The following is a 26,610-nucleotide window of genomic DNA, read 5'->3' on the forward strand; positions in this document are numbered from 1 at the left end:
TGAAGTGACATGACAGACCTGCTTTCCGGTATTCGCGTGCTCGACCTGACCAACGTCCTGGCCGGGCCCTATTGCGCTTACCAGTTGGCGCTGCTCGGCGCCGACGTGATCAAGGTCGAGGCGCCGCAAGGCGGCGACCTGGCACGCCAGCTCGGCGGTTCCCCGGAACTCAACGAGGCCGGAATGGGCGCTTCGTTCCTGGCGCAGAACGCCGGCAAACGCTCCGTCGTGCTCGATCTCAAGAAGGAAGCCGAGCGCGAACGCTTCCTGGACCTGGTTGCCAGCGCCGATGCGCTGGTGGAAAACTTCCGCCCCGGCGTCATGGACCGGCTTGGCCTCGGTTACGAGGCGCTGAAGGCGGTCCGCCCCAGCCTTGTCTACTGCGCGATATCAGGCTTCGGCCAGACCGGGCCGATGCGCGACAATCCGGCCTATGACCAGATCATCCAGGGCCTTTCGGGCATCATGAGCATCACCGGCACGCCGGAGACAGCACCCTTGCGGGTCGGCTATCCCGTCGCCGACACGCTGGGCGGACTGGTCGGGGCCTTCGCCATCGTCTCGGCGCTGGTGAGGCAGAAGACGAGCGGCGAGGGTGCCTTCCTGGACGTGTCGATGCTTGAATGCACATTGTCGGCGCTTGGCTGGCCGGTTTCGAACTATCTGACGGCCGGGGTCGATCCCAAGCCGATGGGCAATGAGAACATGACGGCGGCACCGTCGGGCGCCTTCCGCACCGGCGACGGCCTGCTCAACATCGCCGCCAACAAGCAGGAGCAGTTCGTGACGCTTTGCCGGCTTATCGAACGGTCGGAGCTGGCGTCGGATCCGCGCTTTGCCGAGCGCGAGACGCGCAAGAGGAACCGTGCGGCGCTGAAGATCGAGATCGAGGAAGCGCTGGCGAATGGCCCGGCGGCTGCGTGGGAAGAAAAATTGAACCGCGCCGGGGTGCCGGCGGGCAGGGTGCTGACGATCCCGCAAGTGCTGGCCGAACCGCAGGTGCTAGAGCGCCAGATGACCAGGGATTTCGACGGCGTGGCTGACATGGAGAAGCCGCTGACGGTTCTGCGCGGCGGCTTCACGGTCGATGGTGCCGCGCCCTTGCCGACGCTGCCGCCGCCGGCCTTGGGCGAGCATATGGACGAGGTGTTCGCCGGCCTGTCGCCGCGAGCCAAGGCAAAGGCACTGACATGAGCGGGACGGACGAGAAAACCGGCCGCGAGCGCGGCGAGGAGTGGTGGCAGACTGGCATTATCGAAATGTGGCCGGGCGTCATCCGGCTGCGCGGCTATGAAATCCAGGACCTGATCGGCCGCGTCAGCTTTCCGGCTGTCATCTGGCTGATGCTGCGCGGCGAATTGCCCAGCGAGGAAGAGGCCGCGCTGCTCGGCATTGCGCTGGGCGCCGCAGTCGACCACGGGCCGCAGGCGCCGTCGATCGCCATCGCCCGCATGGCGGCGACCTGCGGTATCGGCATCAACAGCGCCATGGCTTCGGCCATCAACGTGCTTGGCGACGTGCATGGCGGCGCCGGCGAGCAGGCGCTTGCCTTCTATGGCGACATTGCCGCGGCGCTCGATGGCGGCACGACGCTGAAAGAGGCTGTCTCGGGGCGGCTTGACCGGTTCTTTGCCGGGGAAAAGGGCTACGTGCCGGGGCTGGGCCATCGCTTCCATCCGGTCGACCCGCGCGCGCCGCGCCTTATGGAACTGACTCGGGAGTTTGCCGCGCGTGGCGTGATCAATGGCCGCTTCGCCGACATCGCCGAGGCGATCGAGGCGGAGGTCGCGCGACGCAAGGGCAAAAAGATACCGCTCAACATCGATGGCGCGACCGCCGTCATTTACGGCGAGCTCGGCTTTCCGCCACCGCTGACGCGAGGGCTTTTCGTGCTGTCGCGCTCGGTCGGCATTCTGGCGCATGCCTGGGAACAATCGCAGCAAGCCGAGCGGAACAAGGGTCCGCTGCCACGCGAATGGCTATGGGCCTATACCGGTACGCCGGTGCGATCGCTCCCCGAAGAGGACGGCGCCGGGGCGTGAGGCCCTTACGCGGGGCCGATTTATGCGGGCTGGGGAAGCTTCAAGGTCCTTACCAGCGTCGAAAGTTCGGGTTCGTCGATGAGCATGGCCGCATCCGCCGGCGCCAGCCAGGCCCGTTGCCGCCGTTTGGCTTCCTGCCAGTCGGCAAGCTCTTGCGTTACTTCCAACAGATAGACGATGACATCGACGCGGACGAAACGGTTGGCCAACCGCTTCCAATAGGAATAGGTGCCCGCCGGCTGCTTCAGGGTCTTGCCGAGTACGCCGGCTTCTTCCTGCGCCTCGATGGTGGCCGCCTTGCGTCCGCTCTTGCCTTTCATCGGCCAGCCCTTGGGTACGATGAAGCGCCTGGTGGTGCGCGAGGTGACCAGCATCACCTCGATGTCGCCGCGCTGGTCCAGCCGAAAAGGGATAGCCGCGACCTGGCGGATCGTCTCGCCCTTCTTGGCCTTGCGCACGGCCTTTTTCTTGGTGGCTGCCATTCGTAAAATCCAGTCGGTGCAGTGCCCATACCGTGACGCGGTGTCGTTGCAAAACCCAAACTGCCGCAGGGGCACCGGAACGCCCCTACCATGTAAGTCGGCTAAATAAAAGGGAAGCCCGCCTCAGCGGCAGGTGCTTACGGCGGTGTTGCCGATTATCTGCGTCTGGCAGTTTGGCTTGACCCGCGGCACGATGGGCGGCGGCTGTTGCACGATCACCCGGTCCTGAGCCCGATTCTGTTGCTGCTGTTGCTGAAACTGCTGCCGCTGGACACGGTTTTGCAAGGCCTGCAGATCGTTCTGCTGGATCAGCGCGTTGTTGTCGACGGAGGGAATGAGCACCTGCGCGGAAGCAGGCAGGCAAATGCCCGCCAGCGTCGCGGCTGCGAATGCCGCCGTTATGAAAACCGTCGATGGCCGAAGCGCCAACATCTGCTCATTCCCGCACAACAAAATTCCCGCACAACAAAATTTCACCCTACATATAGTGCGTTTGTCCCCTCGTGCCACGCCAGAGTGCCGATTAACAGGAAATCGCGTGATCGCGCCCCCTTCGCGGCGGAGGAGAATCTGCCCCGCCGCCCGCATCGCACTTGACGGAGGCGATCGATTCGCCGCTCTATTGGGTTGACGCTGGTCTCGAATTCCATGGCGTCAACGGCGTCGGCATGTCCGTCGGGATGTAACGGCGCCTTCGGGGAAACGGTCAAACAGAACGCCGACAGTGCGTCCCTCAAGGTCAGCTTCCAGCTGGCTCAGGATGGAGCCAGGCAAAAGGGGTCCTTATGAGGAAGCATGCGTATCTGATGGCGTTGCTGGGGGCTGCCTGCATCGCCGGTCTGCCGGCCGCGGCGGCACAGACAAAAGGCGCGGCAGCGGCGCCCGCCGCCAATGCCGTCAACCCGCCGCAGCTGCCCGGCGGTGCATCGGCCCTGTCCGAAACCCATGGCGACTGGACGGTCAACTGCCAGGTATCGGGCGCGGCCAAGGTATGCAGCCTGTCGCACCAGCAGTTCAATAAGCAAAGCAACCAGCGTCTGCTGGCGATAGAGCTGTCGAGCAAGACGGGCGAAGACGCGACCGGCACGCTCGCTCTGCCGTTCGGTCTGGCGCTCGCCAAGGGCGTCAGCCTGACGATCGACGACCAGAAGCTGGACGGCAGCTTGCAGTTCAACACCTGCCAGCCCGTCGGCTGTCTGGTGCCGGTGGCGTTCGATGCCAACGCAATCCCAATGCTCAAGGGGGGCACCACCTTGAAGATCGATGCCTTCGCAGCGGATACGGGGCAAGCGGTCAGCTTCTCCATTCCGCTCAACGGCTTCGGCAGTGCGCTCGCACGGACTGCGGAGCTTCTTGCCGACTAGCGGTTCAGCGTTCCACAGAATCGCGCTAAGCCTTTGTCTTAGGAATTCCGACGGTCCAGCTCGTCACGCTACGGTCGTTTTTAGCCGTTCTGCGATCAGGGTGGCGAGCCGGGCCGCCACTTCGTCCTTGCTCATCTCGGGCCATTCCTCGGCGCCGGTCTTCGAGACGATGCGAACCCGGTTGCGGTCGCCGCCCATCACACCGGATGGACCGATGCCGCTTTCGCGCGAGACGTCGTTGGCGACAATGAAATCGGCGCCCTTCTTCCTCAGCTTGGCTTCGGCGTTGCGCAAGAGGTCCTGCGTCTCGGCGGCGAAGCCGACCACCAGCGCCGGCCGCTGCCTGTGATGCCCGACGCCCGCAAGGATGTCAGGGTTTTCGACCATGCGCAGCACCGGCGGGCCTTCGCCCGGCGCCTTCTTGATCTTCTCGCCGGCTGAGCTGTCGGTGCGCCAATCGGCGACGGCGGCGACGAACACCGCCGCATCGGCGGGCAGAAGCTGTTCCACGGCATCGCGCATCTCCTGCGCCCGCTCGACATGGATGGTTTTCACACCAGCCGGATCGGCGATGCTGACGGGCCCGGAGACCAGCCTCACGTCGGCGCCAAGCCTCGCCAGTGCCGCCGCTATGGCATGGCCCTGCTTGCCGGACGAGCGGTTGGCGATGTAACGCACCGGGTCGATCGGCTCGTGTGTCGGGCCCGATGTGACGATGATCTTCTTGCCGGCCAGCGGCTTCGGGCCGGTATCGAGCAGCGCTTCGATGGCGGCGACGATCTCCAGCGGCTCGGCCATGCGGCCTTCGCCGGCTTCGTTGCTCTCGGCCATCTCGCCTTTGGCGGGGCCAACGAAGGTGATGCCATCCTTGTGCAGCGCCGCACGGTTGCGCCGCGTCGCCGGATGCGCCCACATTCTGGGGTTCATGGCCGGCGCCATGAGCACCGGCTTGTCGGTGGCCAGGAGCACCGTGGAGGCAAGATCATTGGCATGGCCGTTGGCAAGCTTTGCCATCAGGTCGGCGGTGGCGGGCGCCACCACCAGCAGATCGGCCTCGCGCGACAACCTGATGTGGCCGACATCGTGCTCGTCGTTGCGATCGAACAGATCGGTGAAGACATGGTCTGCCGAGAGCGCTCCCGCCGACAGCGTGGTGACGAATTCCCGCGCAGCCGACGTCATGACCACGCGCACCGCCGCACCCCTTTCACGCAGACGGCGGATCAGGTCGAGTGCCTTGTAGGCGGCGATGCCGCCGCCGATGATGAGCAGGACGCGTCTGTTGGAGAGGCTCATGCGGCTTCCCAAGGATTGACTATCTTGACGCCGCAATCGGCAAAGTCGGCAACGTTTCGAGTTACGACCGCAAAGCCCCGCGACCTAGCGACCGAAGCGATCTGAGCGTCAAATTCGCGGATAGGACGTCCCAGAAACCGTCTCCTTGAAACAATCTCCGCATATGCTTCTGCCTCGCGGTCACCGAACGCGAGCACTGGGGTCTTGAGCCATGTGGTGAAAAAGGCCCCGATGACACTGCCCAGCGCAGTTTTGCGTTTTCCATCTGGCATGTACGCAAGCCCCAGGAGCAGCTCTGCTTTGGTCATCGCAGTGATATGTGAGCGGATCGCGGACGGGCTATCCATCCAGGCAGCCACTCCCGCATCAGGCAATGGCTTGAAAGTTTCCGAAACAACATTCGTATCCAGCACGAACATGTCAGTCGAATTTCGGTGGCTCGCGCGCTGGGCCGCGCTCCGGCAAGTCGATATCGAAACCACCATGCGGCTCAACCAGCCTACGAATAACAGCATAAAGGGACTCTCCCCGAGCGCCTTGATCCGAGTCGTCCGAAAGGACACTCCTGGCGAGAGCGCTACGCGCTTCCTCTTCCATTGAGACTCCCTTCACGGCAGCCCGCTCACGCAATTTCTGCTTCACGCCGGCGTCGAGATTGCGGATGGTAATGGTGCTCATATTTTGCTCCTACCCTCCATATAGTCCCGAAGCGATCTGCATGCAATGACAGCACTGCTGTCATTGCATGCAGATCGCTCAGAGCAGCTTCCAGGCGATGTAGACCAACGTCAGCGCGATCACCCACAGCGCCAGGCGGCCGGAGCGGGTATAGCGTGCTTCGGCCTTGCCGATGGCGCGGGCCGTCGCCTCGTCGAAGCGCAGACCATGCTCGGCAATCAGGTCGATCTCGCGCGACAGCCGCTCGGTTCGCGCTGCCAACTCGGGGGCTTGGCGGATCAGCGTCAGCATCGCCTTGCCGCCGTCGCGGGCGTCGGCCAGCAGGCCGCTTGGCCCGAGATTTCCCGATATCCAGCCGCTGACCACAGGTTCGGCGGTCTTCCACATGTTGAAGGCCGGATCGAGCGTGCGCGCCACGCCCTCGACCACCACCATGGTTTTCTGCAGAAGGATCAGTTCGGGCCGCGTCGCCATATCGAAGAGTTCGGTCACCTCGAACAGCAGCGTCAGAAGCTTGGCCATGGAAATGGTCTCGGCCGGCTGGCCATGGATCGGCTCGCCGATGGCACGGATCGCCTGGGCGAAGGCCGCGACATTGTGCTGGCGCGGCACGTAGCCGGCCTCGAAATGAACCTCGGCGACGCGCAGATAGTCGCGCGTGATGAAGCCGTAGAGGATTTCGGCGAGGAACCGGCGCTCCTTCTTGCCGAGCCTGCCGGCAATGCCGAGATCGACGGCGACGATCGTGCCATCAGCCTCGACGAACAGGTTGCCCGGATGCATGTCGGCGTGGAAGAAGCCGTCACGCAGCGTATGGCGCAAGAACGACTGGATCAGGTTGGCCGCGATTGCCCTCAGATCGTGTCCCGCGGCGGCGAGTCCGGCGATGTCGTTCATCTTGATGCCGTCGACCCACTCCATGGTCAGCACGTCGCGGCCGGTGCGTTCCCAGTCGACGGAAGGGACGCGAAAGCCCGGATCCTCCCTGGTGCCTTGACCAAGTTCCGAAAGCGCGGCCGCCTCGAGGCGAAGGTCCATCTCGATCTTGGTGGTCTGCGCCAGCGTCTCGGTCACCTCCACAGGCCGCAGCCGGCGTGAGGAGGGGATGTATTTCTCCTGCAGGCGGGCGGCGAGGAAATAGCTTTCGAGATCCTGGAAGAAGCGGCGGCGCACGCCCGGCCGGATCACCTTGACCGCCACCTTCCTGGCGACGCCGCCATCGATCGTTTCAGCGGCATGGACCTGGGCGATGGAGGCCGCGGCGACCGGGTCGCCGAACTGCGTGTAGAGGTCGCCGAGCTTGCGCCCGAGCGAGCCCTCGATGGCCGCCACCGCCTCGGCCGTCGGGAAGGTGTGCATCTTGTCCTGCAGCATGGCGAGATCGAGCGCCATGTCGTTGCCGACGACATCGGGTCGTGTCGCCAGAAACTGGCCAAGCTTGACATAGGAGGGCCCAAGCCGGACCACCGCCTTGGCCAGCCGGTCGCTGCGCTCATAGGCGAGTGCGCGGCGGCGGGTAAACAGCCGCGCCAGCCGCCAGCCCAATTTCGGCAGGCCGGACAGTTCCTCGCCAGGCAAAGCGGCGACGACGCCCTCGCGCACAAGCACCCAGCCGGCCCGCATGAGCCGAAATCCAGCGCTGACGGTGCTCATGCCCGGGCCTGCCTCAAAGCTTCCAGCCCGAATGAAGCGCGGCGATGCCGCCGGAATAGTTGCGGAACGAGACCCGATCGAAGCCCGCACGGGTTATCATGGAAGCAAAATTCGCCTGGTTGGGGAATTTCGCGATCGACTCGACGAGATAGGAATAAGGCTCGCCGTCGCCGGTGACGGCCTTGCCGATCTTCGGAATGGCCTTGAACGACCAGGCCTCGTAGGCCTTGTCGAGCAACGGCATCTCGACCTCGGAAAATTCCAGACACAGGAACCGCCCGCCGGGCTTCAGCACGCGGAATGCTTCGCTGAGCGCGACGTCGATCCTGGGCACGTTGCGGATGCCGAAAGCGATGGTGTAGGCGTCGAAGGTGGCGTCCGCGAAGGGCAGTTCCTCGGCATTGGCTTCGACGAAGTCGGTGTTGCCGGACATACCTTTCTTTTGCGCCCTGTCGCGACCGACGGCGAGCATCGAGCCATTGATGTCGAGCACGGTGGCATGAGCATGCCCATGGCTGGCATCGACGATGCGAAAGGCAATGTCGCCGGTGCCGCCGGCGACATCGAGCACGCGCCAGCCCGGCCGCTTCGGCGGATTGAGCCAGGTTACCATGGCATCCTTCCACAGCCGGTGCAGGCCGCCCGACATCAGGTCGTTCATCAGATCGTAGCGGTTGGCCACCTTGTGGAAAACATCGTTGACCAGGGGCTGCTTGTCGCCTGCCCCTACACGCTTGAAACCATAGGAGGTTTCCATGCCGCCGGCGGCCGTGGTTCTCTCAACTGACATTTTTTTGATCCGTCATAAAACCGGCGGGACCATAGCCGATCGATGGTGCGGGCGCTATTGTTTAAGGCGCGGTGTTCAGCCGCGCTTCCAGGTGGCGGGTTTTCGAGACCTGGACTGACCGACGGGATGTTTGAATGCCTTTGAAAGCGGAACTGCACTGCCACATCGAAGGGGCAGCGGCACCGGAACTCGTCATCCGCCAGGCGCAGAAATACGGCAAGGACACCTCGCCCTATATCCAGAACGGCTCTTTCGTCTGGCACGATTTCACCTCCTTTCTCGCCGCCTATGATTTCGCCTCCGACTTGTTCCGGACCGAGGAAGACTATGCGCGGCTGGCTGACCATTATCTGACCAGCCTGGCTCGTGACGGCGCTATCTACTCAGAGGTCTTCACCTCGCCGGATCATGCCACGAAGGCGGGCCTGTCCCCCAAGGCCTATACTGACGCGCTCGGCGAAGGCATGGCCCGCGCCAAGGCCAAGACCGGCATCGAGGGCCGCATGATCGTCACCGGCGTGCGCCATGCCGGGGTCGAGTCCATCGAGCGGGCAGCGCGCTTCGCCGCGCGCTGCGGACATCCGCTGGTAACCGGCTTCGGCGTCGCCGGCGACGAGAGGGTCGGCGAGATGGAGGACTATGTCAGGGCTTTCGAAATCGCCCGCGAGGCCGGACTCGGCATTACCGTCCATGCCGGCGAACTGACGGGATGGGAGACGGTCCAGGCGGCGCTCGATCACATCCGCCCGTCGCGCATCGGCCATGGCGTGCGCGCAATCGAGAACCCCGATCTTGTCCGGCGCATCGCCGAGGAGGGGGTGGTGCTGGAATGCTGTCCCGGCTCCAACATCGCGCTGAAAGTGTTCGACAGTTTCGCCGCTCACCCATTCCCCGCGCTGCTCGCGGCCGGCTGCAAGGTGACGCTCAACTCGGATGACCCGCCCTATTTCTGGACCTCGCTGAAACGCGAATACGACATCGCGGCGGAATATTTCTCGATGAACGAGAAGGCGCTGGCCGCCGTCACCCGAACGGCCATCGAGGCCGCTTTCGTCGACAGGAAGACCAAGGCGACGCTGCTCAGCCGGCTGGATGCGAAGGCCAGGTGAATGAAGGCTGGGTGAACAGTGACTGGCCAGCAGTGGGCAGTTGGGCCGAGCGCGCATCGGGACTCGCAAATCGGCTCACTATTCACTACTCACTATTGGCTACTCACCACGAACCACGTCGGAGCACATCATGAAGGGCGTCACCGTCGTCGACCACCCGCTTGTCCAGCACAAGCTGAGCATCATGCGCAAGAAGGAGACCTCGACGGCCGGGTTCCGGCGGCTGCTGCGCGAGATATCGCTGCTGCTCGGCTATGAGGTGACGCGCAATCTCGAACTCACGACGACGACCATCGAAACGCCGATCGAAACGATGGAGGCGCCGACGCTGGAAGGCAAGAAGCTGGTGTTCGCCTCCGTGCTGCGCGCCGGCAATGGGTTGCTCGAAGGCCTGCTGGACCTGGTGCCGGCGGCCCGCGTCGCCCATATCGGCCTCTATCGCGACCATGAGACGCTGGAAGCGGTCGAATATTTCTTCAAGGCGCCGAGCGACCTCGCCGACCGGCTGGTCATCGTCGTCGATCCGATGCTGGCCACCGCCAATTCCGCGATCGCGGCGATCGACAAGTTGAAGGGGCGCGGCGCCACCAACATCCGCTTTCTGTGCCTGCTGGCGGCGCCCGAAGGCATCGAGCGCTTCACCAAGGCACATCCCGACGTTCCCGTCTTCACGGCTTCCATCGATCGCCAGCTCAACGAGAAGGGATACATCATGCCCGGCCTCGGCGACGCCGGCGACCGCATGTACGGGACAAAGTGATTTACCGAAAGTTTACGCAACGGCGCGGTTTCGAGCGGCGTTAAAACGGCAAACACCATCCCGCGTTAAGGATTGGCCTTCACGACAGCGCCGCGCGTCCTGTCGGACGCCGCAGCACTTTGATTTGCGCGTGATCCTTTCCGAAAATCGATCCCGATTTTCGGGGTCATGCGCCGGGGCCGATCCATGCTGCGCAAGCTACTTATCCTCAGCGTCTTTGCCGGTACATCGGCATCCATCCCGATTGTCTATCAGTCGAATCCGCAGATGTTCGAAAGCCTGCTGAAAAAGACGATGACAGCCAAGCCGGCGGGCGACGCCCGTCCGGAGGTCGCCTTGGCAGCGGCTCCCGACAAGCCGGTGGCGCCGTTGCCGATGGGCCGCAAGGTCGTCGTCACGGCCGACGCGCGAGGGCATTTCTCGTCGGCCTTCAAACTCAACGGACGCCAGATCGACGGCATGATCGATACCGGAGCGACACTGGTCGCCGTCAACACCTCGACGGCGCGCAGGATCGGATTGTCGCTGAACCCGTCGGATTTCAGTCATGAGGTCAATACGGCCAACGGCACGATCAACGCGGCGGTGGTGATGATCGACCGCCTGCAGATCGGCAGCATCACCGTCAACGACGTGCAGGCCATCGTGCTCGACGACAAGGCGCTGCGCACCAATTTGATCGGCATGAGCTTTCTCAATCGGCTGGGCAAGTATCAGGCCGAAAACGGCACGCTGCTTCTTGTCCAATGAGCGGGCACGGCCGGTCGGAGCTGTACGTACTTTTCCTGGAATTGCTTTAGCCACGCGGCAGGATGCGCCGGATGACCGATTTGTCGGCAGGCGGCTTGGAAGCGCCGATCGCATAGGCCGAAAGCACCGTTGCCGCCGCGGCTTCGGCGTCGGACACCGAGCGGGCATGGACCAGCGCCAGCGGCTCGCCAGCTCGAACCTCGGCGCCGACCGGCAACAGCCTGGTGATGCCGACCGCCGGGTCGACCTTGTCGTCGGGCCGGGTGCGGCCGCCGCCCAGCCCGACCACGGCAAGGCCGATATCGCGCGTGGCAATGCCGGTGACGAAGCCGTCCGCGGTCGCTCTCACCGCGTGTTCCGTTGGCGCAACGGGCAAATATCGTTCCGGCTTGTCGATGAAATCGGCTGGGCCGCCGAGCACCGTCACCATGCGCGCGAAGGTGGCGGCGGCGCGGCCGCTGGCAAGCGTTTCGGTGGCGCGCCGCATGCCGTCCTGGTTGGACGGCACCAGTCCCGCCGCCTGCAGCATTTCGGCGGCGAGCGCCAGCGTCACATCCTCCAGGCGCCGGTCGCGAAGGCGGCCGGTCAGGAAATCGACGGCGTTGCGCACCTCGACCGCATTGCCGGCGGCTGAGGCCAGCGGCTCGTTCATGCCGGTGATCAGCGCCGAAACCTTCAGTCCGGCGCCGCTTGCGACTTCGACCAGGCTGCTGGCGAGCGCCGTCGCATCGCGCGACTTCTCCATGAAGGCGCCATTGCCGACCTTGACGTCGAGCACCAGCGAGCCCAGGCCCGCCGCCAGTTTCTTCGACAGGATGGAGGCGGTGATCAGCGGCACCGACTCCACGGTTCCGGTCACGTCACGGATGGCATAGAGCCTGCGGTCGGCCGGCGCGAGGTCCGCGGTCTGGCCGATGATGGCGCAGCCGGTTTCCAGCACCGCCTTGCGAAACAGCGCGATGTCGGGCTGGCTGGCATAGCCGGGGATGGAATCCATCTTGTCCAGCGTGCCGCCGGTGTGGCCGAGGCCACGGCCCGATATCATCGGCACATAGGCGCCGCAGGCAGCGACGATCGGCGCCAGCATCAGCGAGACGTTGTCGCCGACGCCGCCCGTCGAATGTTTGTCCGTGACCGGGCCGGGCAGGTCCGACCAGTCGAGCACGTCGCCGGAATCGCGCATGGCCAGTGTCAGCGCGACGGCCTCGTCGCGGCTCATGCCGTTGAAGAACACCGCCATGGCGAAAGCCGCGACCTGGCCGTCGGTGACGGCGCCATCGGTTACGCCGGCGATGAAGTCGGCGATTTCGCGCGCCGGCAGCCTGTGGCCGTCACGCTTGTGGCGGATGATTTCCTGCGGAAGCATCAGTCCAACAGCCCGTCGCGGAACACACGCTTCAGGATCGTCGCCAGCCGCGCGCCGCCGACCGGAGCCATATCCTTGGTTTCCTGGTGCGAAAGCTCGGCCCCGGTCATGCCGGCGGCAAGGTTGGTGATGATCGAGCAGGCGGCGACACGCAGGCCAAGGAAACGGGCAAGGATGACTTCCGGTACGGTCGACATGCCGACGGCGTTGGCGCCCATGATGCGCGCCATGCGGATCTCGGCCGGCGTTTCGAAGCACGGGCCGGAGAACCACATGTAGACGCCCTTGTGCAGCGCCGTGCCGGTCGCCTTCGCCGCCTGTTCGATCGCCTTGCGGATGCCCGCATCGTAGGCTTCGGTCAGGCCGACGAAGCGGCGGTCGCTCGGCTCGCCGATCAGCGGGTTGGTGCCGGAGAAATTGATGTGGTCCGATATCAGCATGACCGAACCCGGCCCCATCTCCGGATCGACCGAGCCGGCGGCATTGGTGAGGATCAGCTTGGTGATGCCAGTGCCGGCAAGCACCTCCAGCACAGGCCGCATGGCCGCCGCGTTGCCGTGCTCGTAATAGTGGGCGCGGCCCGACAGCATCAGCACCGGTGTGTCGGCAAACAGCCCGGCCACCACCTCTCCGGCATGGCCGGAAACGCCGCTTCTGGGAAAGCCGGGCAGATCGGCATAGGAAACACGGATCGGGTTCTCGACCTGGCTGACCAGCCCTCCCAGGCCAGAACCCAGCACCAGCGCCGTGGTCGGCGCCAGGCCGTCCAGCCGTTCGATCAGATGGTCGAGCGCTTCCTTCATTTCAGCATGTCGCCGCGAAAGCCGTAAGGCAGCATATCGCCCATGGTCACGGTTTCGGCGACGCCCGCATTGTCGCAGAGGTAAAGTTTCGTTTCCGGACGGCAGAATTCGGCCAGCCGCTGCCGGCAGCCGCCGCAAGGCGAGCATTTGGCCATGCGCTCGGCAATGACGGCGATTTCCACGATCTTGCCGCCGCCGCCCATGATGTAATGGCCGAGCGCCGTCGTCTCGGCGCACCAGCCTTCCGGATAGGAGGCTACCTCGATGTTGGCGCCTGTGAAGACGCGCCCGTCCTCGGTGCGAAGTGCCGCACCGACCGGAAATTTCGAATAGGGGGCATAGGCCTTGGCCATGGCTGCCTTCGCCGCTTCGAACAATTCATGCGACATTTCAGTGTTCTCTCCGATGATCTTGTTCAAAAGCCGGCGCTTCTTTTGCGCCGGGCCGCGCCCTCGATGCTCAGCGTTCCTTGACATAAGGCACGCCGCCGGCGCGCGGCGGGATCGCCTTGCCGATGAAACCGGCGAGCAGGATGACGGTGAGAATATAGGGCAGGGCCTGCATGAACTGCACCGGCACCTTGCCGATGAGCGGCAGCGGCGAGCCTTGCAGGCGGATCGACAGGGCGTCGAGGAAGCCGAACAGCAGGCAGGCGAACATGGCGTTGACCGGCTTCCACTTGGCAAAGATCAATGCGGCCAGCGCGATGTAGCCCTTGCCGGCCGTCATGTCCTTCACGAAGCCGCCATTCTGCACCATCGACAGATAGGCGCCGGCGACGCCGGTCAGGATGCCGGTGCAGATCAGCGCCCTGTAGCGCAGCCAGGCGACCGAGATGCCGGCGGTGTCCACCGCGGCCGGGTTTTCGCCGACCGCGCGCAGCCTGAGGCCGAAGCGCGTGCGAAACAGCACCCACCAGGTGAACGGCACCATCGCGAAGGCGAGATAGACCAGTATCGAGTGGCCCGACAGCAGTTCCGAATAGATCGGCCCGAGAAACGGCACGTCGCGGATCGTCTCGGCGCCGGGCCATGTGATCGCCTCGAACCGCTCGGCTGGTTCCAGAGCCGGCGTGCGCCCGCCTTGCTGGAACCAGGCCTGGCCGAGGATGATGGTCGAGCCGGCGGCGATGAAGTTGATCGCCACGCCGGAAACGATCTGGTTGCCGCGATGGGTGATCGAGGCAAAGCCGTGGATCATGGCGAACGCGACCGAGATCAGGATCGCCATGCCCAGTCCGAGAAAGGCCGAATGGAAAACCGACGCGGCCGCCGCACCGGCGAAGGCGCCGACCAGCATCTTGCCTTCGAGGCCGATGTCGAAGATGCCGGCGCGTTCCGAATAGAGGCCGGCCAGGCAGGCTAGCAGCAGCGGCACCGAGAGGCGGATGGTGGAGTCCAGCGTCTGGACGATGGCGTTGAAGGTGTCCATTCAGGCGCCTTTTCCCTTGACCGCTTCCATGCCGACCGACCTCGGGCTGAGCGAGGCGAACAGCGCCTGGATGTAAGGCCTGAACATGTGTTCGAGAGCACCGGCGAACAGGATGACCAACCCTTGAATGATCACGATCATGTCACGGCTGATCGCAGGCATCTCGAAGGCGAGTTCGGCGCCGCCCTGGTAGAGCATGCCGAACAGGATGGCCGCCAGCACGATGCCGACAGGGTGCAGGCGACCCATCAGCGCCACGGCGATGCCGACGAAACCGGCGCCGCTGACGAAGTCGATCGCGACATTATGCTGGTCGCCCATCACCGGATTGAGCGCCATCATGCCGGCGAGCGCGCCCGAGATCATCATGGCGGTGATGATGATGCGGGTTTCCGAAATGCCGGCATAGCGCGCCGCCTTCGGGCTGTGGCCGTAGGTGCGCATCTCATAGCCGAGCCTGGTGCGCCAGATCAGCAGCCAGACCAGGAAGGCCATGAGCAGCGCGAGCAGGAAGGTGACGTTGAGCGGCGCCGAGCGGATCTTGGCGCCGAACAGCTCGATGACCCAGTTGAGCTTCGGCAATTCCGCGCCCGCCAGGAAGTTGCGCGTCTGCGGCGCCTGCGAGGCTGCCGGTTTCAGCGGGCCGACCAGCAGGTAGACCATGATCGAGGCGGCGATGAAGTTGAACATGATGGTGGTGATGACGATGTGCGAGCCGCGCCTGGCCTGCAGATAGGCGGGGATCAGCGCCCACAACGCGCCCACAAGCGCCGAAGCCACGATGGCCAGCGGGAATGTCAGCCACCATGGCAGCACGCTGTCGAAGGAAAGACAGACGATGGCGATGCCGAGGCCCGCGATGTAGGCCTGCCCCTCGGTGCCGATGTTGAACAGGCCGCAATGCGCGGCCACCGCCACCGAAAGCCCGGTGAAGATGAAGGTGGTGGCATAAAAGAGGGTGAAGGCGATGCCTGTTCCCTTGCCGAAGGCGCCCTCGACCAGGATGACGGCGGCACGGAACGGGTTCTCGCCGACCAGAAGCACGACGAAGCCGGCGACGATGAAGGCCACCGACAGATTGATCAGCGGGATCAGCCCATAGTCGGCCCAGGTCGGCAATTTGGCATAGGGCGTGCTCATTGCGCCGCCTCCTGGCGCTCAACACCCGCCATCAGCAGGCCGAGCTCGCCTTCGCTCGCCTCCGGCCCGCGCTCGCCGACGATGCGGCCGGCAAACATCACCAGGATGCGGTCGGAGAGCGACCGGATCTCATCGAGCTCGACCGACACGACCAGCACGGCCTTGCCTTGGTCGCGCATGGCGATCAGGCGCTTGTGGATGAATTCGATGGCGCCGACATCGACGCCGCGCGTCGGCTGGCCGACGATGAGAACGCCGGGGTCCTGTTCGATTTCCCGCGCGAGCACGATCTTCTGCTGGTTGCCGCCGGAGAAGTTGGCGGTCTTCAGCCGAGGATTGCCGGGGCGGATATCGTATTTCTCGATCTTGTCCTTGGCATCGGCCATGATGGCATCGATATTCAGGAACGGCCCTTTCAGATACCGGGGATCGTCATGGTAGCCGAGGATGGAATTCTCGTTCTCCTCGAAGGCCAGCACCAGCCCGACATGATGGCGATCCTCAGGCACATGGGCCAGGCCGCGGTCGCGCAGTTCGCCGGGATCGGCTTTGCCGGTGAGATCGATGGGTTTGCCCTCGAGCATCACCGAACCGGAAACGGCGTGCCTGATGCCGGAGATCGCCTCGAGCAGTTCGGACTGGCCGTTGCCGGCGACACCGGCGATGCCGACGATCTCGCCGGCGCGCAGGTCGAAGGAGATGTCGTCGACCATGGTGACGCCGCGGGAATCCTTGACCGTCAGGTTCTTGACCGCGAGTTTTACCGCGCCGGCTTCCGCTTCGCCCTTCTCCACCCGCAAGAGCACGCGGCGCCCGACCATCAGCTCGGCCAGTTCCGCGACGGTGGTCTTCTTCGTTTCCCTGGTTGCCACCATCGTGCCCTGGCGCATCACCGAAACCGTGTCGGTGATGGCCATGATCTCGCGCAATTTGTGGGTGATCAGCACCACCGTCTTTCCCTGCTCCTTCAATTGCTTGAGGATGCGGAAGAGGTGGTCGGCCTCGGCCGGCGTCAGCACACCCGTCGGCTCGTCGAGGATCAGGATCTCGGCGCCGCGATAGAGCGCCTTCAGGATTTCGACGCGCTGCTGCAGGCCGACCGGCAATTCCTCGATGATAGCGTCGGGATCGACTTCGAGGCCGTATTCGCGCTCCAGCCGCTCCAGTTCGGAACGCGCCTTGGTGATGCTTTTCTTCAGCAAGGCGTCGCTTTCGGCGCCGAGGATGACGTTCTCCAGGACCGAGAAATTGTCGACCAGCATGAAATGCTGGTGCACCATACCGATGCCGAGCGCGATTGCGTCGTTGGGCGTGCTTATCGATGCCGGCTTGCCGCCGACGCGGATCTCGCCGCTGTCGGCCTGGTAGAAGCCATACAGAATCGACATCAGCGTCGACTTACCGGCGCCGTTCTCGCCGACGATGCCGTGGATGGTGCCGCGCGCGATTTCCAGGTTGATGTCGCGGTTGGCGCGCACGGCGCCAAAACTCTTGTTGATGCCGATCAGTTCGATTGCAGCCAGTTCGATCGCGGCATGCGCCATGCAGCCTGTCCCACTCTTATTTTTTTATCGCTTGGTCAAAATGCCTAGCATGACGCTCCGCCCGTGCCAATTGGCCGGAGCAGCGTCCACTCTCGACAAATCCCGGCGCGCTTGTCAATTTCGAACGTGGCCGAAGCTCTCATATTCGCTAATATGGGGAAGCCGATTTGACGCTGCGGCGCAACGCCTGAGGACTTCGCATGACCATGCCCGCCGACCGGCTGACGACGCTGGAGATCCGCTCCGCCGAGCAGGACAAGACCATCGAGGAACTGTCAGGCCAGATCGCCGAGCAGTGGAAGGTGATCGAACGCATGCAGCGCAAGCTCGATGCGCTGACCGACCGCTTCCTGGCGCTGGAGGAACAGGCGGCGCCCGACGTGCCGGTGACCAAACCGCCGCACTGGTAGGGAAGGGAGCGCGAGCGATGGCCAGCGACCGCATCGCAAGGGCCGGCGACTACGTGCTTGGCCTGATGAACGATGCAGAGCGCGAACGGGCAGAGCGCGATCTGGAGATCGACCCCGCCTTTCGCGATGCCGTGGTCCAGCTTGCCGAGCGCATGCATATTTTCGACCGCGCTGAACCTCCCGGCGACGATCGCTGGCGGCTAATCTCGCAACGCATCGCCGAACTGCCGCAGATGCGCCCGCCCGGCGATGACGAGGCGAAAACTTCGGTGGTAATCCGCAAGCTGGAACGCCAACCCTACGGCGTCGGCGTACACGCGCTCGGCGGCCGCCGCGGCGCGGTTATCGCCATCTTGCTGATCGCGGTCTTTGCCCTTGGCTACCTCGTGGGGGCTTGGTCGACGGGCGGTGCGCTTCTGCCCTGACGTCCACGACAATCTCACAGGGCGCTCCCCCACTGGCGCTGTCCTATGCGACCGGGCCGACCTCCGGCCTCAAAAACAAACCGCCGGACTTTCACCCGGCGGTTCGAAACTTAGTGCTTACCGATCAATACGGGCAGGCGTTATCGGCGGTGTAATCGTGCACCTCGATCTTGCCGGCGATGATGTCGGCCTTGGCCTTCTCGACCGCCGCCTTCATCTCGTCGGTCACCAGCGCCTTATTGTTGTCGTCCATGGCGTAGTCGACGCCGCCTTCCTTGAGGCCGAGATTTTCGACGCCACCCTTGAAGGTGCCGTTCTTGCCGTCCATGAAGGCGGTGTAGACGGCAACGTCGACGCGCTTCAGCATGGAGGTCAGAACCTTGCCGGGCTGAAGGCCGTTCTGGTTGGAATCGACACCGATGCCGAGCTTGCCGGCATCAGCCGCCGCCTGCAGCACACCGACGCCAGTGCCGCCCGCAGCCGCATAGACCACGTCGGAACCCTGGTCGATCTGCGTCTTGGCGATCTCGCCACCCTTGGCCGGGTCGTTCCAGGCGGCCGGCGTGTCGCCGGTCATGTTCTGGATGACGTCGGTCGCGCCTGCCGATTTAGCGCCGCCTACATAGCCGCATTCGAACTTGCGGATCAGCGGAATGTCCATGCCGCCGACGAAGCTCACCTTCTTCGTTTTGGAGGCCATCGCCGCCATGATGCCGACGAGATAGGAGCCTTCATTCTCCTTGAACACGAGCGAGCGGACATTGGGCAGGTCGACAGCATCGTCGATGATGGCGAAGTTGAGGTCAGGATATTCGGTCGCGACCTTCTTCAGCGCATCCTCCCAGGCGAAGCCGGCCATGACGATCGGGTTGTGGCCGTCCTCGGCGAAGCGGCGCAACGCCTGCTCGCGTTGCGAAGCGTTGGAGACCTCGAACTCGACATAGGGAACGCCGGTCTCTGTCTTGAACTTTTCGGCGCCATGGTAGGCTGCCTCGTTGAAGGATTTGTCGAACTTGCCGCCGAGATCATAAAGGATGGCCGGCTGCACATCCGCGGCGAAAGCCGGAAGAACCATTGCAGTTGCGGCCAGAAGGCCGAGAACGATACGTTTCATGTGATCCACACCCTGTCGGTTATTTTTTTCCGTTACGCCCGCCCGCCTGCCCGGTTCTCCGGCATGCGCGCGACGTCAGCCAGGAGTGTATATTCCCCTCCCGCTCAGCGGCAATCTGGCACGGCCCGAAACAAAATTCACGTGGAATTTTGACCTTTTGGAAAAGCATGGCGGGTGTGACGCCCGTGCCCTTCAGGCGAATTGCCCCGTGCGCCGCTGCCGCCTGTAGCCGATGGCGTAGAGCAGCAAGGCCAACACCGCGAACACGGCAAAGCCCGGCTGGTCGAGCACCCAGGCGATGGCGCCGTCCCATAGCAGCGGGCCGGCCTTGGCGCGAACGAAGCTTTCAAAGGCGGCGCGCGTGTCGGGCGACACGGCCAGCCAGCTTGCATTGAGCGGGGTCAGCACCAGTGCCGAGGCGGCGACCGTGCGTGTCGTGTCAAGCACCGCCATGATGACCGAAATCGACAGCGCGACCATGGCCGCGAGACGAAAGACAAAGCGAAACATCAAAGACCTTTCCCCTGGCCGATCCTCGACATCCTCCCGAGGATCTCCGGCGGTATTCCGAACGAGAAATAGAGCGCGCAGGCCCTATTCGCAATCACGGCACGCGAATTGAATCGCGGCCGACGCAGCCTAGCCGGCCGGCCTGCGCTTGCGCCGGTTAACGAGCCAGACGGCGAGAATGCCGCCGGCAATGGCGCCGACCACCAGCCCGGCCAGGCCGATGAAGGCGGCGAAGTAGCCGCACCCACCCTCGAAGCAACTCACATCGGTGACATCGGCGATGAGCGAACCCGCGAGGAATCCGCCCACCGCGCCGACGACCGCGCCGAGGATGATGCCGAGCAGCGCGGCGACAATGGAAACGAAGACCGACGGCGCTTCGGCTCGCGGCTTGGCATAAACGGTCTCGGCGCCGGAGCCGCGGCGCAAAAGGTAGATGCAAAGCAGGCCGATGGCGATCTCGGCGGCGGTGATGGCCAGGCTTCTGGCGGAGAAGACGAAGCCCGGCACGGCAAGTGCGTAAGCGTGACTTGCCAGCAGCCATATGATCGTGGCGGCCTGCCAGATGGTGAAGTGGCTGGGGAAGCGCGCCGAACGGCCGAAGGCGAGGCCGAGCAGGTAAAGTCCCCATAGGATGGTGATGACGTCGGCGACGAGCCCGCTGAAGAGGAAATAGAAAACGGCGTCCGGCAGGCCTGAACTCCCCACCAGCCACAAGGCCGACGCCAGCCAATAGACCGACAGGGCCATGACGATGACGAGCCAGCCCACCGGGACATAGGAAAGTCCGCTGTCCGGCCGTCCGGCCGGGACCTTTCCCTCGGCCGGTGGCTGTCCATTGTCAGGCGTACCGCCCGGAATTCCGCTGCTCGACGCCATATCGCGACGATGCCCCCCGCAAAGCCTTTCGACACTCGACAGGCCGCTCGGGACGAAGTCAAGCGCGGCTGCCCTCGCAGCCGTGCCCGTGCACATCATCAAGCAACGATTGAAGTGGCGGGCCTCCGATCGGATGTGCCGGCGGCCCCCGTGAACGCCGTGTGGCCGGCAAAGCGAATTGGCTGCCGTTATGGCTTGGCATTCGGCGCCGGATCGACTAGATGAGCCCCGCGCCTGTTGCTTTGACGGCTCAGGTGCGGGGAGGGCGTCCGCTGGTTGGCGGCGCCCGGTGCGGAAGTTCCGCATCCCCAAAGGGAGAGCATCTCCCCAACCCGCGCGGCGAAACCGGCCGGCGCGAAAGGCAAGGACGGAGAGGTGGCCGAGTGGTTGAAGGCGCACGCCTGGAAAGTGTGTTTACGGGAAACCGTAACGCGGGTTCGAATCCCGCTCTCTCCGCCACCCTGCTTCGCTCTTCGAGCTTCGCAGGATTTGCCGATCGAAGACGCGAAGCAGGATGCCCTCCGAAGCTTCAGCGTAGGAGGGCGAAATCGCGGCATAGCATCGAGTGATCCTTGGGCGTTCCATGAAATGCCGCCCACGAGCCGGTTTTGGAATTCCTGGTGATCTGGTAGTGGTGATCCCGATCACAGGAGATAGCATGCCGGACGATGTAATGGTGCGCGACAGCAACGGCGCTCAGTTGAAGGACGGCGATTCCGTCACGCTGATCAAGGACCTCAAGGTCAAAGGCACTTCGGAGACGATCAAGCGGGGCACGTTGATGAAGAACATTCGCCTTAACGGCAATCCCGGTGAGATCGAATGCAGTACCAGGCAAGTGAAGGGCCTGGTGCTCAAAACCGAGTTCGTAAAGAAGGCGTGACCCTCAAGGCCGTTGAGCCGCAGGGATAAAATTGCGTTTGCCGGCGACGAGGCGCGTCGTCGGCCAACCTAGCCACCCCTTACGACTGGAGCGCTTGGGCGCATTCACAACTTCAAATTCATTCCGCCGAAAATCTTTATAAAATTCCTATTTCTTTCCGCTTTGCCCCGTCTCGAACCTTTATGGCGATCGGGTCCATATTCCGCTTTGAGAAAAAAAGTCGGACGCCGTCACGAATCCAAGTGGGCGGGCCGGTTTCATGTAATCGCCAAGCTGCTTCGAGCGGGCGCAAAGTGGAAAAATGGAAGCAAGGACAAGCACAATGGACATCATTGTTCTCGGGATAGGGGTTTTGTTTTTCGCCCTGTCTTTCGCCTATGTCAAAGCCTGCGACAGAATTTGAGCGAAGGGATCGAACCATGCTTGTCGATTACATCTTAGGTGGCGGCGTGACGTTGTTCCTGCTCGCCTACCTGACATACGCCCTGATCCGCCCGGAACGCTTCTGACCGGCGCACGGAAAGCCACATCATGACTATAAACGGATGGATACAGATCCTTCTCTATTGCGGGATTCTGGTTTTGCTCGTGAAGCCGCTGGGCGGCTACATGCATCGCGTCTTCACCGGCGACCGCACCTTGCTGTCGCCGGTGCTCGGCCCCGTCGAACGGGGCCTTTATCGCCTGGCTGGAACCGGCGACCACGAGCAGCACTGGACGGGCTATGCCGCCGCCATGCTGTTCTTCAACCTTGCCGGCTTCCTGGCGCTCTATTTCCTGCAGCGCCTGCAAGGCGGCCTGCCCTACAATCCGGCCGGCATGAGCGCGGTCGAACCGGGGCTCGCCTTCAACACCGCCGCCAGCTTCATGACCAACACCAACTGGCAGAACTACGGCGGCGAGAGCACGATGTCCTATCTCGTGCAGATGGCCGGCCTCACCGTGCAGAACTTCCTGTCGGCGGCCACCGGCATCGCCATCGCCATGGCTCTGATCCGCGGCTTTGCCCGCGCCTCCGGCAAGTCGATCGGCAATTTCTGGGTCGATATGACCCGTGCCACGCTCTACGTGCTTTTGCCGCTCTGCGTCGTGCTCACCCTGGTCTATGTCTGGCTCGGAATGCCGCAGACGCTGGGAGCCTATGTCGGCGCCACCACGCTCGAAGGCGCGCAGCAGACCATCGCCGTCGGGCCGGTCGCCTCGCAGGTCGCCATCAAGATGCTCGGCACCAATGGCGGCGGCTTCTTCAACGCCAATGCCGCGCATCCCTTCGAGAATCCGGACGCCATCTCCAACCTGATCCAGATGCTGTCGATCTTCGCCATCGGCGCGGCACTCACCAACGTCTTCGGCCGCATGGTCGGCAACCAGCGCCAGGGCTGGGCAATCCTGGCCGCCATGGGCGTGCTGTTCATCGCCGGCGTCACCGTCTGTTACTGGGCGGAAGGCGCGGGCAATCCGCTGGTCCATGCGCTTGGCATCGAGGGCGGCAACATGGAAGGCAAGGAAACCCGCTTCGGCATCGCGCTTTCGGCGCTGTTCGCGGTCATCACCACGGCGGCTTCCTGCGGCGCGGTCAACGCCATGCATGACTCGTTCACCGCGCTCGGCGGCATGATCCCGCTCATCAACATGCAGCTCGGCGAAGTCATCGTCGGCGGCGTCGGCGCCGGCTTCTACGGAATGCTGATGTTCATCCTCATCGCCGTCTTCGTCGCCGGCCTGATGGTCGGGCGCACGCCCGAATATCTCGGCAAGAAGATCGAGGCCAAAGAGGTCAAGATGGCGATGCTGGCGATCCTGTGCCTGCCGCTGGCGATGCTGGTCTTCACGGCCATCGCGGTGGTCCTGCCGAGCGCCGTGGCGTCGATCGCCAATGGCGGTCCGCACGGCTTCTCCGAGATCCTCTACGCCTATACGTCTGCGGCGGCGAACAACGGCTCGGCCTTCGGCGGCCTCACCGGCAACACGCCCTGGTACAACATCACGCTGGGCGTCGGCATGCTCATGGGCCGCTTCCTGGTCATCATCCCGGCGCTGGCCATCGCCGGATCGCTGGCGGCGAAGAAGACCGTGCCCGCCTCGGCCGGCACGTTCCCGACCGACGGCCCGCTGTTCGTCGGGCTGCTGGTCGGCGTCATCGTCATCGTCGGCGGCCTGACGTTCTTCCCGGCGCTCGCCGTCGGGCCGATCGTCGAGCATCTGGCCGCCATCCACGGACAGACATTCTGAGACGGAAGACTCTTGGCTGAAACGGAAATGTCCTGGTTCAACAACAGGCATCGCAACGATCACCATCCCGCCGACAACGGAAAGGAGGAACGGCCTCCTCCTTTCCCCACGATGTCGACATTCCTCGGCATCGCCGCCGTCATGATCGTTCTGTGGTTGCTGGCCTACGGGCTTCCGCATCTTCTTTCGGCATCCGACCGCTCGGTGCCGCCCACCAACACCGAAGCTGGAGCTTCAAAATGAGCCAGTCGAAATCAGCCAGCATCATGGATGCCGGCATCCTGTGGCCCGCCATCGGCGGCGCCTTCAAAAAGCTGAACCCACGCACATTGGCCAGGAACCCGGTAATGTTCGTCGTTGCCGCCGTCTCAGCGCTGACATCAGTGCTTTTCATCAAGGACCTCGCCAGCGGCGGCGGCAATCTCGGCTTCACCATCCAGATCATCATCTGGTTGTGGTTCACCGTGCTGTTCGCCAACTTCGCCGAAGCCGTCGCCGAAGGTCGCGGCAAGGCGCAGGCCGATTCGCTGCGCAAGGCGCGCACCGAGACCCAGGCCAAGCTGCTCGCCGGCGAGGACCGGACGAAATTCAAGCTGGTGCCCGGCACCAGCCTGAAGGTGGGCGACGCCGTGCTGGTCGAGGCCGGCGACATCATCCCCTCCGACGGCGAGGTGATCGAAGGCGTGGCTTCGGTCAACGAGGCGGCGATTACGGGTGAATCGGCCCCCGTCATTCGCGAATCCGGCGGCGACCGCTCCGCGGTCACCGGCGGCACGCAGGTGCTCTCCGACTGGATCCGCGTGCGCATCACCGCCGCCGCCGGTCACACCTTTCTCGACCGCATGATCTCGCTGGTCGAGGGCGCCGAGCGCCAGAAGACGCCGAACGAGATCGCGCTCAACATCCTGCTGGTCGGCATGACGCTGATCTTCGTTCTGGCCACCGCTACCATCCCGAGCTTCGCTTCCTATTCGGGCGGCTATATCCCGGTCACGGTGCTCGTCGCCTTGTTCGTGACCTTGATCCCGACCACTATCGGCGCGCTTTTGTCGGCCATCGGCATCGCCGGCATGGACCGTCTGGTGCGCTTCAATGTGCTCGCCATGTCCGGCCGCGCCGTCGAAGCGGCCGGCGACGTCGACACGCTTTTGCTCGACAAGACCGGCACGATCACGCTCGGCAACCGCCAGGCGACCGAATTCCGGCCGGTGAAGGGCGTCACCGAGCAGGAACTGGCCGACGCGGCGCAGCTTGCCTCGCTCGCCGACGAAACACCGGAAGGCCGCTCGATCGTCGTGCTGGCCAAGGAGAAATACGCCATCCGCGCTCGCGACATGGCGACACTGCACGCCACCTTCGTGCCCTTCACCGCGGAAACCCGCATGAGCGGCGTCGACATAGACGGCTCCTCCGTGCGCAAGGGCGCGGTCGATTCCGTGCTCGGCCATGTCAACCAGACGACATCAGCCAGCCACGCGACGCGCCCGAACAGCGATACGATCAGGGATTTGCAGGCGATCGCCGACGAGGTCGCCAAATCGGGCGGCACGCCGCTTGCGGTGGAGCGCGACGGGCGCCTGCTCGGCATCGTGCACCTCAAGGACATCGTCAAAGGCGGCATCCGCGAGCGCTTCGCCGAGCTGCGCAGCATGGGCATCCGCACGGTGATGATCACCGGCGACAACCCGATGACGGCGGCGGCGATCGCAGCCGAAGCCGGCGTCGACGACTTCCTTGCCCAAGCGACGCCGGAGGACAAGCTGAAGCTGATCCGCGACGAGCAGGCCAAGGGTAAGCTCGTCGCCATGTGCGGCGACGGCACCAACGATGCGCCGGCCCTTGCCCAAGCCGATGTGGGCGTCGCCATGAACACCGGCACGGTGGCCGCGCGGGAAGCAGGCAACATGGTGGACTTGGACTCCGATCCGACCAAGCTGATCGAGATCGTCGAGATCGGCAAGGCGCTGCTGATGACGCGCGGTTCGCTGACCACCTTCTCCATCGCCAACGACGTGGCCAAGTACTTCGCCATCATCCCGGCCATGTTCGCCGTGTTCTACGTCGCGCCCGGCCAGACCACAGGTCCGCTGCAGGCGCTCAACATCATGCATCTGGGGACGCCGCAGAGCGCCATCCTGTCGGCCATCATCTTCAATGCGCTGATCATCATCGCGCTGATCCCGCTGTCGCTGCGCGGCGTCAAATACCGGGCGATCGGCGCCGGGGCGCTGCTCAGCCGCAACCTGCTCGTCTACGGCCTCGGCGGCATCATCGTGCCGTTCGCCGGCATCAAGATAATCGACATGGCCGTCACGGCCCTCGGTCTTGCATAAGGGATCATTCCGATGCTCAAGCAAATCAGACCCGCGATCGTTATGATCGTCTTCTTCACCGTGCTGACCGGGCTTATCTATCCCATCGGCATGACCGGCATCGCCCAGGCGCTGTTCCCGAAACAGGCCAATGGCAGCCTGATAGAGAAGGACGGCAAGGTGGTCGGTTCCGAACTGATCGGCCAGGCCTTTGCGAGCGACCGCTATTTCCACGGCCGGCCCTCTGCCGCCGGCAATGGCTATGACGCCGGCGCCTCCAGCGGTTCCAATCTCGGTCCGACCAATCCCAAGCTGATCGAGCGCATCAAGGGCGACGCCGGGAAGCTGAAGGCCGAAAACCCCAATGCGCCGGTTCCGATGGGCCTCGTCACGACATCAGGCAGCGGGCTCGATCCTGACATCAGCCCCGACGACGCTTATTTCCAGATTCCACGTGTCGCTAAGGCAAGGGGCATCGATGAAGCCAAGGTCAAGGCGCTGGTCGACAGCCATGTCGAGGACCGGGAACTCAGTGTCCTGGGCGAGCCGGTGGTCAATGTGCTGGCCCTTAACCTCGCATTGGACGACACCGCCAAGCAATGAAGAACAGCGCCGGGGATCGACACCGTCCCCAGCG

30 protein-coding genes and 1 tRNA gene are annotated in these 26,610 nt (G+C 64.0%); 15 read left to right on the forward strand and 16 right to left on the reverse strand.

The window, feature by feature from the left end:
- Positions 1 to 9 precede the first annotated feature (9 nt).
- Both LB551_RS10980 and LB551_RS10985 read left to right on the forward strand, forming a co-directional pair.
- Positions 10 to 1,194, forward strand: a complete 1,185-nt coding sequence (locus LB551_RS10980) for a CaiB/BaiF CoA transferase family protein (RefSeq protein ID WP_224659174.1) — start codon at positions 10 to 12, stop codon at positions 1,192 to 1,194.
- Positions 1,191 to 2,042 (forward strand): citryl-CoA lyase, encoded by an 852-nt coding sequence (locus tag LB551_RS10985; RefSeq protein ID WP_224659175.1) that lies wholly within the window; start codon positions 1,191 to 1,193, stop codon positions 2,040 to 2,042. Before LB551_RS10980 ends, LB551_RS10985 begins: the two co-directional genes overlap by 4 nt.
- 20 nt (positions 2,043 to 2,062) lie before the next feature.
- On the opposite strand, the gene LB551_RS10990 is transcribed toward LB551_RS10985, so the two are convergent.
- Positions 2,063 to 2,524, reverse strand: a complete 462-nt coding sequence (locus tag LB551_RS10990; RefSeq protein ID WP_224624035.1) for an NUDIX hydrolase — start codon at positions 2,522 to 2,524, stop codon at positions 2,063 to 2,065.
- Positions 2,525 to 2,647: 123 nt separating this feature from the next.
- On the reverse strand, positions 2,648 to 2,956 hold the full coding sequence (locus tag LB551_RS10995; protein ID WP_224659176.1) for a hypothetical protein: 309 nt from the start codon (positions 2,954 to 2,956) through the stop codon (positions 2,648 to 2,650).
- Positions 2,957 to 3,330: 374 nt separating this feature from the next.
- Between LB551_RS10995 and LB551_RS11000 the strand changes: the two genes are divergently transcribed.
- Positions 3,331 to 3,888, forward strand: coding sequence for an invasion associated locus B family protein (locus LB551_RS11000; protein ID WP_224659177.1), 558 nt, complete (start codon positions 3,331 to 3,333; stop codon positions 3,886 to 3,888).
- A 63-nt stretch (positions 3,889 to 3,951) separates the two neighbouring features.
- Here the strand turns inward: LB551_RS11000 and coaBC are convergent, their stop codons facing one another.
- The 5 genes from coaBC to ubiE form a co-directional block, all read right to left on the reverse strand.
- Positions 3,952 to 5,184, reverse strand: coding sequence for a bifunctional phosphopantothenoylcysteine decarboxylase/phosphopantothenate--cysteine ligase CoaBC (coaBC, locus tag LB551_RS11005; RefSeq protein ID WP_224659178.1), 1,233 nt, complete (start codon positions 5,182 to 5,184; stop codon positions 3,952 to 3,954).
- On the reverse strand, positions 5,181 to 5,603 hold the full coding sequence (locus tag LB551_RS11010) for a type II toxin-antitoxin system VapC family toxin (RefSeq protein WP_224659179.1): 423 nt from the start codon (positions 5,601 to 5,603) through the stop codon (positions 5,181 to 5,183). Before LB551_RS11010 ends, coaBC begins: the two co-directional genes overlap by 4 nt.
- Position 5,604: 1 nt before the next feature.
- Positions 5,605 to 5,862 (reverse strand): FitA-like ribbon-helix-helix domain-containing protein, encoded by a 258-nt coding sequence (locus tag LB551_RS11015; protein ID WP_224659180.1) that lies wholly within the window; start codon positions 5,860 to 5,862, stop codon positions 5,605 to 5,607.
- Positions 5,863 to 5,940: 78 nt separating this feature from the next.
- Positions 5,941 to 7,515 carry a 2-polyprenylphenol 6-hydroxylase gene (gene ubiB, locus LB551_RS11020; RefSeq protein ID WP_224659181.1) on the reverse strand — a complete coding sequence of 525 codons (1,575 nt, stop codon included), beginning with the start codon at positions 7,513 to 7,515 and terminating at the stop codon, positions 5,941 to 5,943.
- A 13-nt stretch (positions 7,516 to 7,528) separates the two neighbouring features.
- Positions 7,529 to 8,305: a bifunctional demethylmenaquinone methyltransferase/2-methoxy-6-polyprenyl-1,4-benzoquinol methylase UbiE gene (ubiE, locus tag LB551_RS11025; RefSeq protein ID WP_224659182.1), complete on the reverse strand. Its 777-nt coding sequence runs from the start codon at positions 8,303 to 8,305 to the stop codon at positions 7,529 to 7,531.
- A 134-nt stretch (positions 8,306 to 8,439) separates the two neighbouring features.
- On the opposite strand from ubiE, the gene LB551_RS11030 reads away from it, so the two are divergent.
- The 3 genes from LB551_RS11030 (at position 8,440) to LB551_RS11040 (ending at position 10,924) form a co-directional block, all read left to right on the forward strand.
- Positions 8,440 to 9,414, forward strand: coding sequence for an adenosine deaminase (locus tag LB551_RS11030; protein WP_224659183.1), 975 nt, complete (start codon positions 8,440 to 8,442; stop codon positions 9,412 to 9,414).
- A gap of 130 nt (positions 9,415 to 9,544) precedes the next feature.
- Positions 9,545 to 10,174: a uracil phosphoribosyltransferase gene (gene upp, locus LB551_RS11035; RefSeq protein ID WP_140496366.1), complete on the forward strand. Its 630-nt coding sequence runs from the start codon at positions 9,545 to 9,547 to the stop codon at positions 10,172 to 10,174.
- A 186-nt stretch (positions 10,175 to 10,360) separates the two neighbouring features.
- Positions 10,361 to 10,924, forward strand: a complete 564-nt coding sequence (locus LB551_RS11040) for a TIGR02281 family clan AA aspartic protease (protein ID WP_140549536.1) — start codon at positions 10,361 to 10,363, stop codon at positions 10,922 to 10,924.
- 46 nt (positions 10,925 to 10,970) lie between these two features.
- On the opposite strand, the gene deoA is transcribed toward LB551_RS11040, so the two are convergent.
- From deoA to LB551_RS11070, 6 genes are all read right to left on the reverse strand, one after another.
- Positions 10,971 to 12,290 carry a thymidine phosphorylase gene (gene deoA / locus LB551_RS11045; protein WP_224659184.1) on the reverse strand — a complete coding sequence of 440 codons (1,320 nt, stop codon included), beginning with the start codon at positions 12,288 to 12,290 and terminating at the stop codon, positions 10,971 to 10,973.
- Positions 12,290 to 13,093 carry a purine-nucleoside phosphorylase gene (locus LB551_RS11050; RefSeq protein WP_140549538.1) on the reverse strand — a complete coding sequence of 268 codons (804 nt, stop codon included), beginning with the start codon at positions 13,091 to 13,093 and terminating at the stop codon, positions 12,290 to 12,292. Before LB551_RS11050 ends, deoA begins: the two co-directional genes overlap by 1 nt.
- Complete coding sequence (cdd, locus tag LB551_RS11055) at positions 13,090 to 13,482, reverse strand: cytidine deaminase (protein ID WP_140549988.1); 393 nt, start codon at positions 13,480 to 13,482, stop codon at positions 13,090 to 13,092. The genes LB551_RS11050 and cdd overlap by 4 nt, the downstream gene beginning before the upstream one ends.
- 70 nt (positions 13,483 to 13,552) lie before the next feature.
- Positions 13,553 to 14,524, reverse strand: a complete 972-nt coding sequence (locus LB551_RS11060; RefSeq protein ID WP_140496358.1) for an ABC transporter permease — start codon at positions 14,522 to 14,524, stop codon at positions 13,553 to 13,555.
- A complete protein-coding gene (locus LB551_RS11065) occupies positions 14,525 to 15,664 on the reverse strand; it encodes an ABC transporter permease (protein WP_224659185.1) in 1,140 nt (379 codons plus the stop codon). It lies immediately after the preceding gene.
- On the reverse strand, positions 15,661 to 17,193 hold the full coding sequence (locus LB551_RS11070; protein ID WP_140549989.1) for an ABC transporter ATP-binding protein: 1,533 nt from the start codon (positions 17,191 to 17,193) through the stop codon (positions 15,661 to 15,663). The genes LB551_RS11065 and LB551_RS11070 overlap by 4 nt, the downstream gene beginning before the upstream one ends.
- 215 nt (positions 17,194 to 17,408) lie before the next feature.
- On the opposite strand from LB551_RS11070, the gene LB551_RS11075 reads away from it, so the two are divergent.
- The gene (locus LB551_RS11075; protein ID WP_140549541.1) at positions 17,409 to 17,618 is read left to right on the forward strand and encodes a SlyX family protein; all 210 of its coding nucleotides are present in this window, start codon (positions 17,409 to 17,411) and stop codon (positions 17,616 to 17,618) included.
- Between the two features lie 17 nt (positions 17,619 to 17,635).
- Entirely contained in the window at positions 17,636 to 18,043 is a 408-nt protein-coding gene (locus LB551_RS11080) for a hypothetical protein (protein WP_140549542.1), read from the forward strand.
- A gap of 124 nt (positions 18,044 to 18,167) precedes the next feature.
- On the opposite strand, the gene LB551_RS11085 is transcribed toward LB551_RS11080, so the two are convergent.
- The 3 genes from LB551_RS11085 to LB551_RS11095 all read right to left on the reverse strand — a co-directional run bounded on the left by LB551_RS11085 (position 18,168) and on the right by LB551_RS11095 (position 20,546).
- Positions 18,168 to 19,157 carry a BMP family protein gene (locus tag LB551_RS11085; RefSeq protein ID WP_140549543.1) on the reverse strand — a complete coding sequence of 330 codons (990 nt, stop codon included), beginning with the start codon at positions 19,155 to 19,157 and terminating at the stop codon, positions 18,168 to 18,170.
- 192 nt (positions 19,158 to 19,349) lie between these two features.
- Positions 19,350 to 19,667, reverse strand: coding sequence for a hypothetical protein (locus tag LB551_RS11090; RefSeq protein ID WP_224624020.1), 318 nt, complete (start codon positions 19,665 to 19,667; stop codon positions 19,350 to 19,352).
- A 129-nt stretch (positions 19,668 to 19,796) separates the two neighbouring features.
- Positions 19,797 to 20,546: a hypothetical protein gene (locus LB551_RS11095; RefSeq protein WP_224659186.1), complete on the reverse strand. Its 750-nt coding sequence runs from the start codon at positions 20,544 to 20,546 to the stop codon at positions 19,797 to 19,799.
- A gap of 369 nt (positions 20,547 to 20,915) precedes the next feature.
- Here LB551_RS11095 and LB551_RS11100 point away from each other — a divergent pair.
- The 7 genes from LB551_RS11100 to kdpC all read left to right on the forward strand — a co-directional run bounded on the left by LB551_RS11100 (position 20,916) and on the right by kdpC (position 26,576).
- Positions 20,916 to 21,005 (forward strand) — tRNA-Ser (locus LB551_RS11100).
- A 199-nt stretch (positions 21,006 to 21,204) separates the two neighbouring features.
- Positions 21,205 to 21,429 (forward strand): alkylphosphonate utilization protein, encoded by a 225-nt coding sequence (locus LB551_RS11105; RefSeq protein WP_224659187.1) that lies wholly within the window; start codon positions 21,205 to 21,207, stop codon positions 21,427 to 21,429.
- Between the two features lie 419 nt (positions 21,430 to 21,848).
- A complete protein-coding gene (kdpF, locus tag LB551_RS11110; RefSeq protein WP_015315765.1) occupies positions 21,849 to 21,938 on the forward strand; it encodes a K(+)-transporting ATPase subunit F in 90 nt (29 codons plus the stop codon).
- Positions 21,939 to 21,960: 22 nt separating this feature from the next.
- On the forward strand, positions 21,961 to 23,661 hold the full coding sequence (kdpA, locus tag LB551_RS11115) for a potassium-transporting ATPase subunit KdpA (RefSeq protein WP_224659188.1): 1,701 nt from the start codon (positions 21,961 to 21,963) through the stop codon (positions 23,659 to 23,661).
- Between the two features lie 12 nt (positions 23,662 to 23,673).
- Complete coding sequence (locus tag LB551_RS11120) at positions 23,674 to 23,904, forward strand: hypothetical protein (RefSeq protein WP_224659189.1); 231 nt, start codon at positions 23,674 to 23,676, stop codon at positions 23,902 to 23,904.
- The gene (gene kdpB, locus LB551_RS11125; RefSeq protein WP_224659190.1) at positions 23,901 to 25,994 is read left to right on the forward strand and encodes a potassium-transporting ATPase subunit KdpB; all 2,094 of its coding nucleotides are present in this window, start codon (positions 23,901 to 23,903) and stop codon (positions 25,992 to 25,994) included. The genes LB551_RS11120 and kdpB overlap by 4 nt, the downstream gene beginning before the upstream one ends.
- Before the next feature lie 12 nt (positions 25,995 to 26,006).
- Positions 26,007 to 26,576, forward strand: coding sequence for a potassium-transporting ATPase subunit KdpC (kdpC, locus tag LB551_RS11130; RefSeq protein WP_224659191.1), 570 nt, complete (start codon positions 26,007 to 26,009; stop codon positions 26,574 to 26,576).
- The last annotated feature ends 34 nt before the right edge of the window (positions 26,577 to 26,610 follow it).

The sequence above is a fragment of the Mesorhizobium sp. BR1-1-2 genome (assembly GCF_020165435.1).
Taxonomy (GTDB): Bacteria; Pseudomonadota; Alphaproteobacteria; order Rhizobiales; family Rhizobiaceae; genus Mesorhizobium.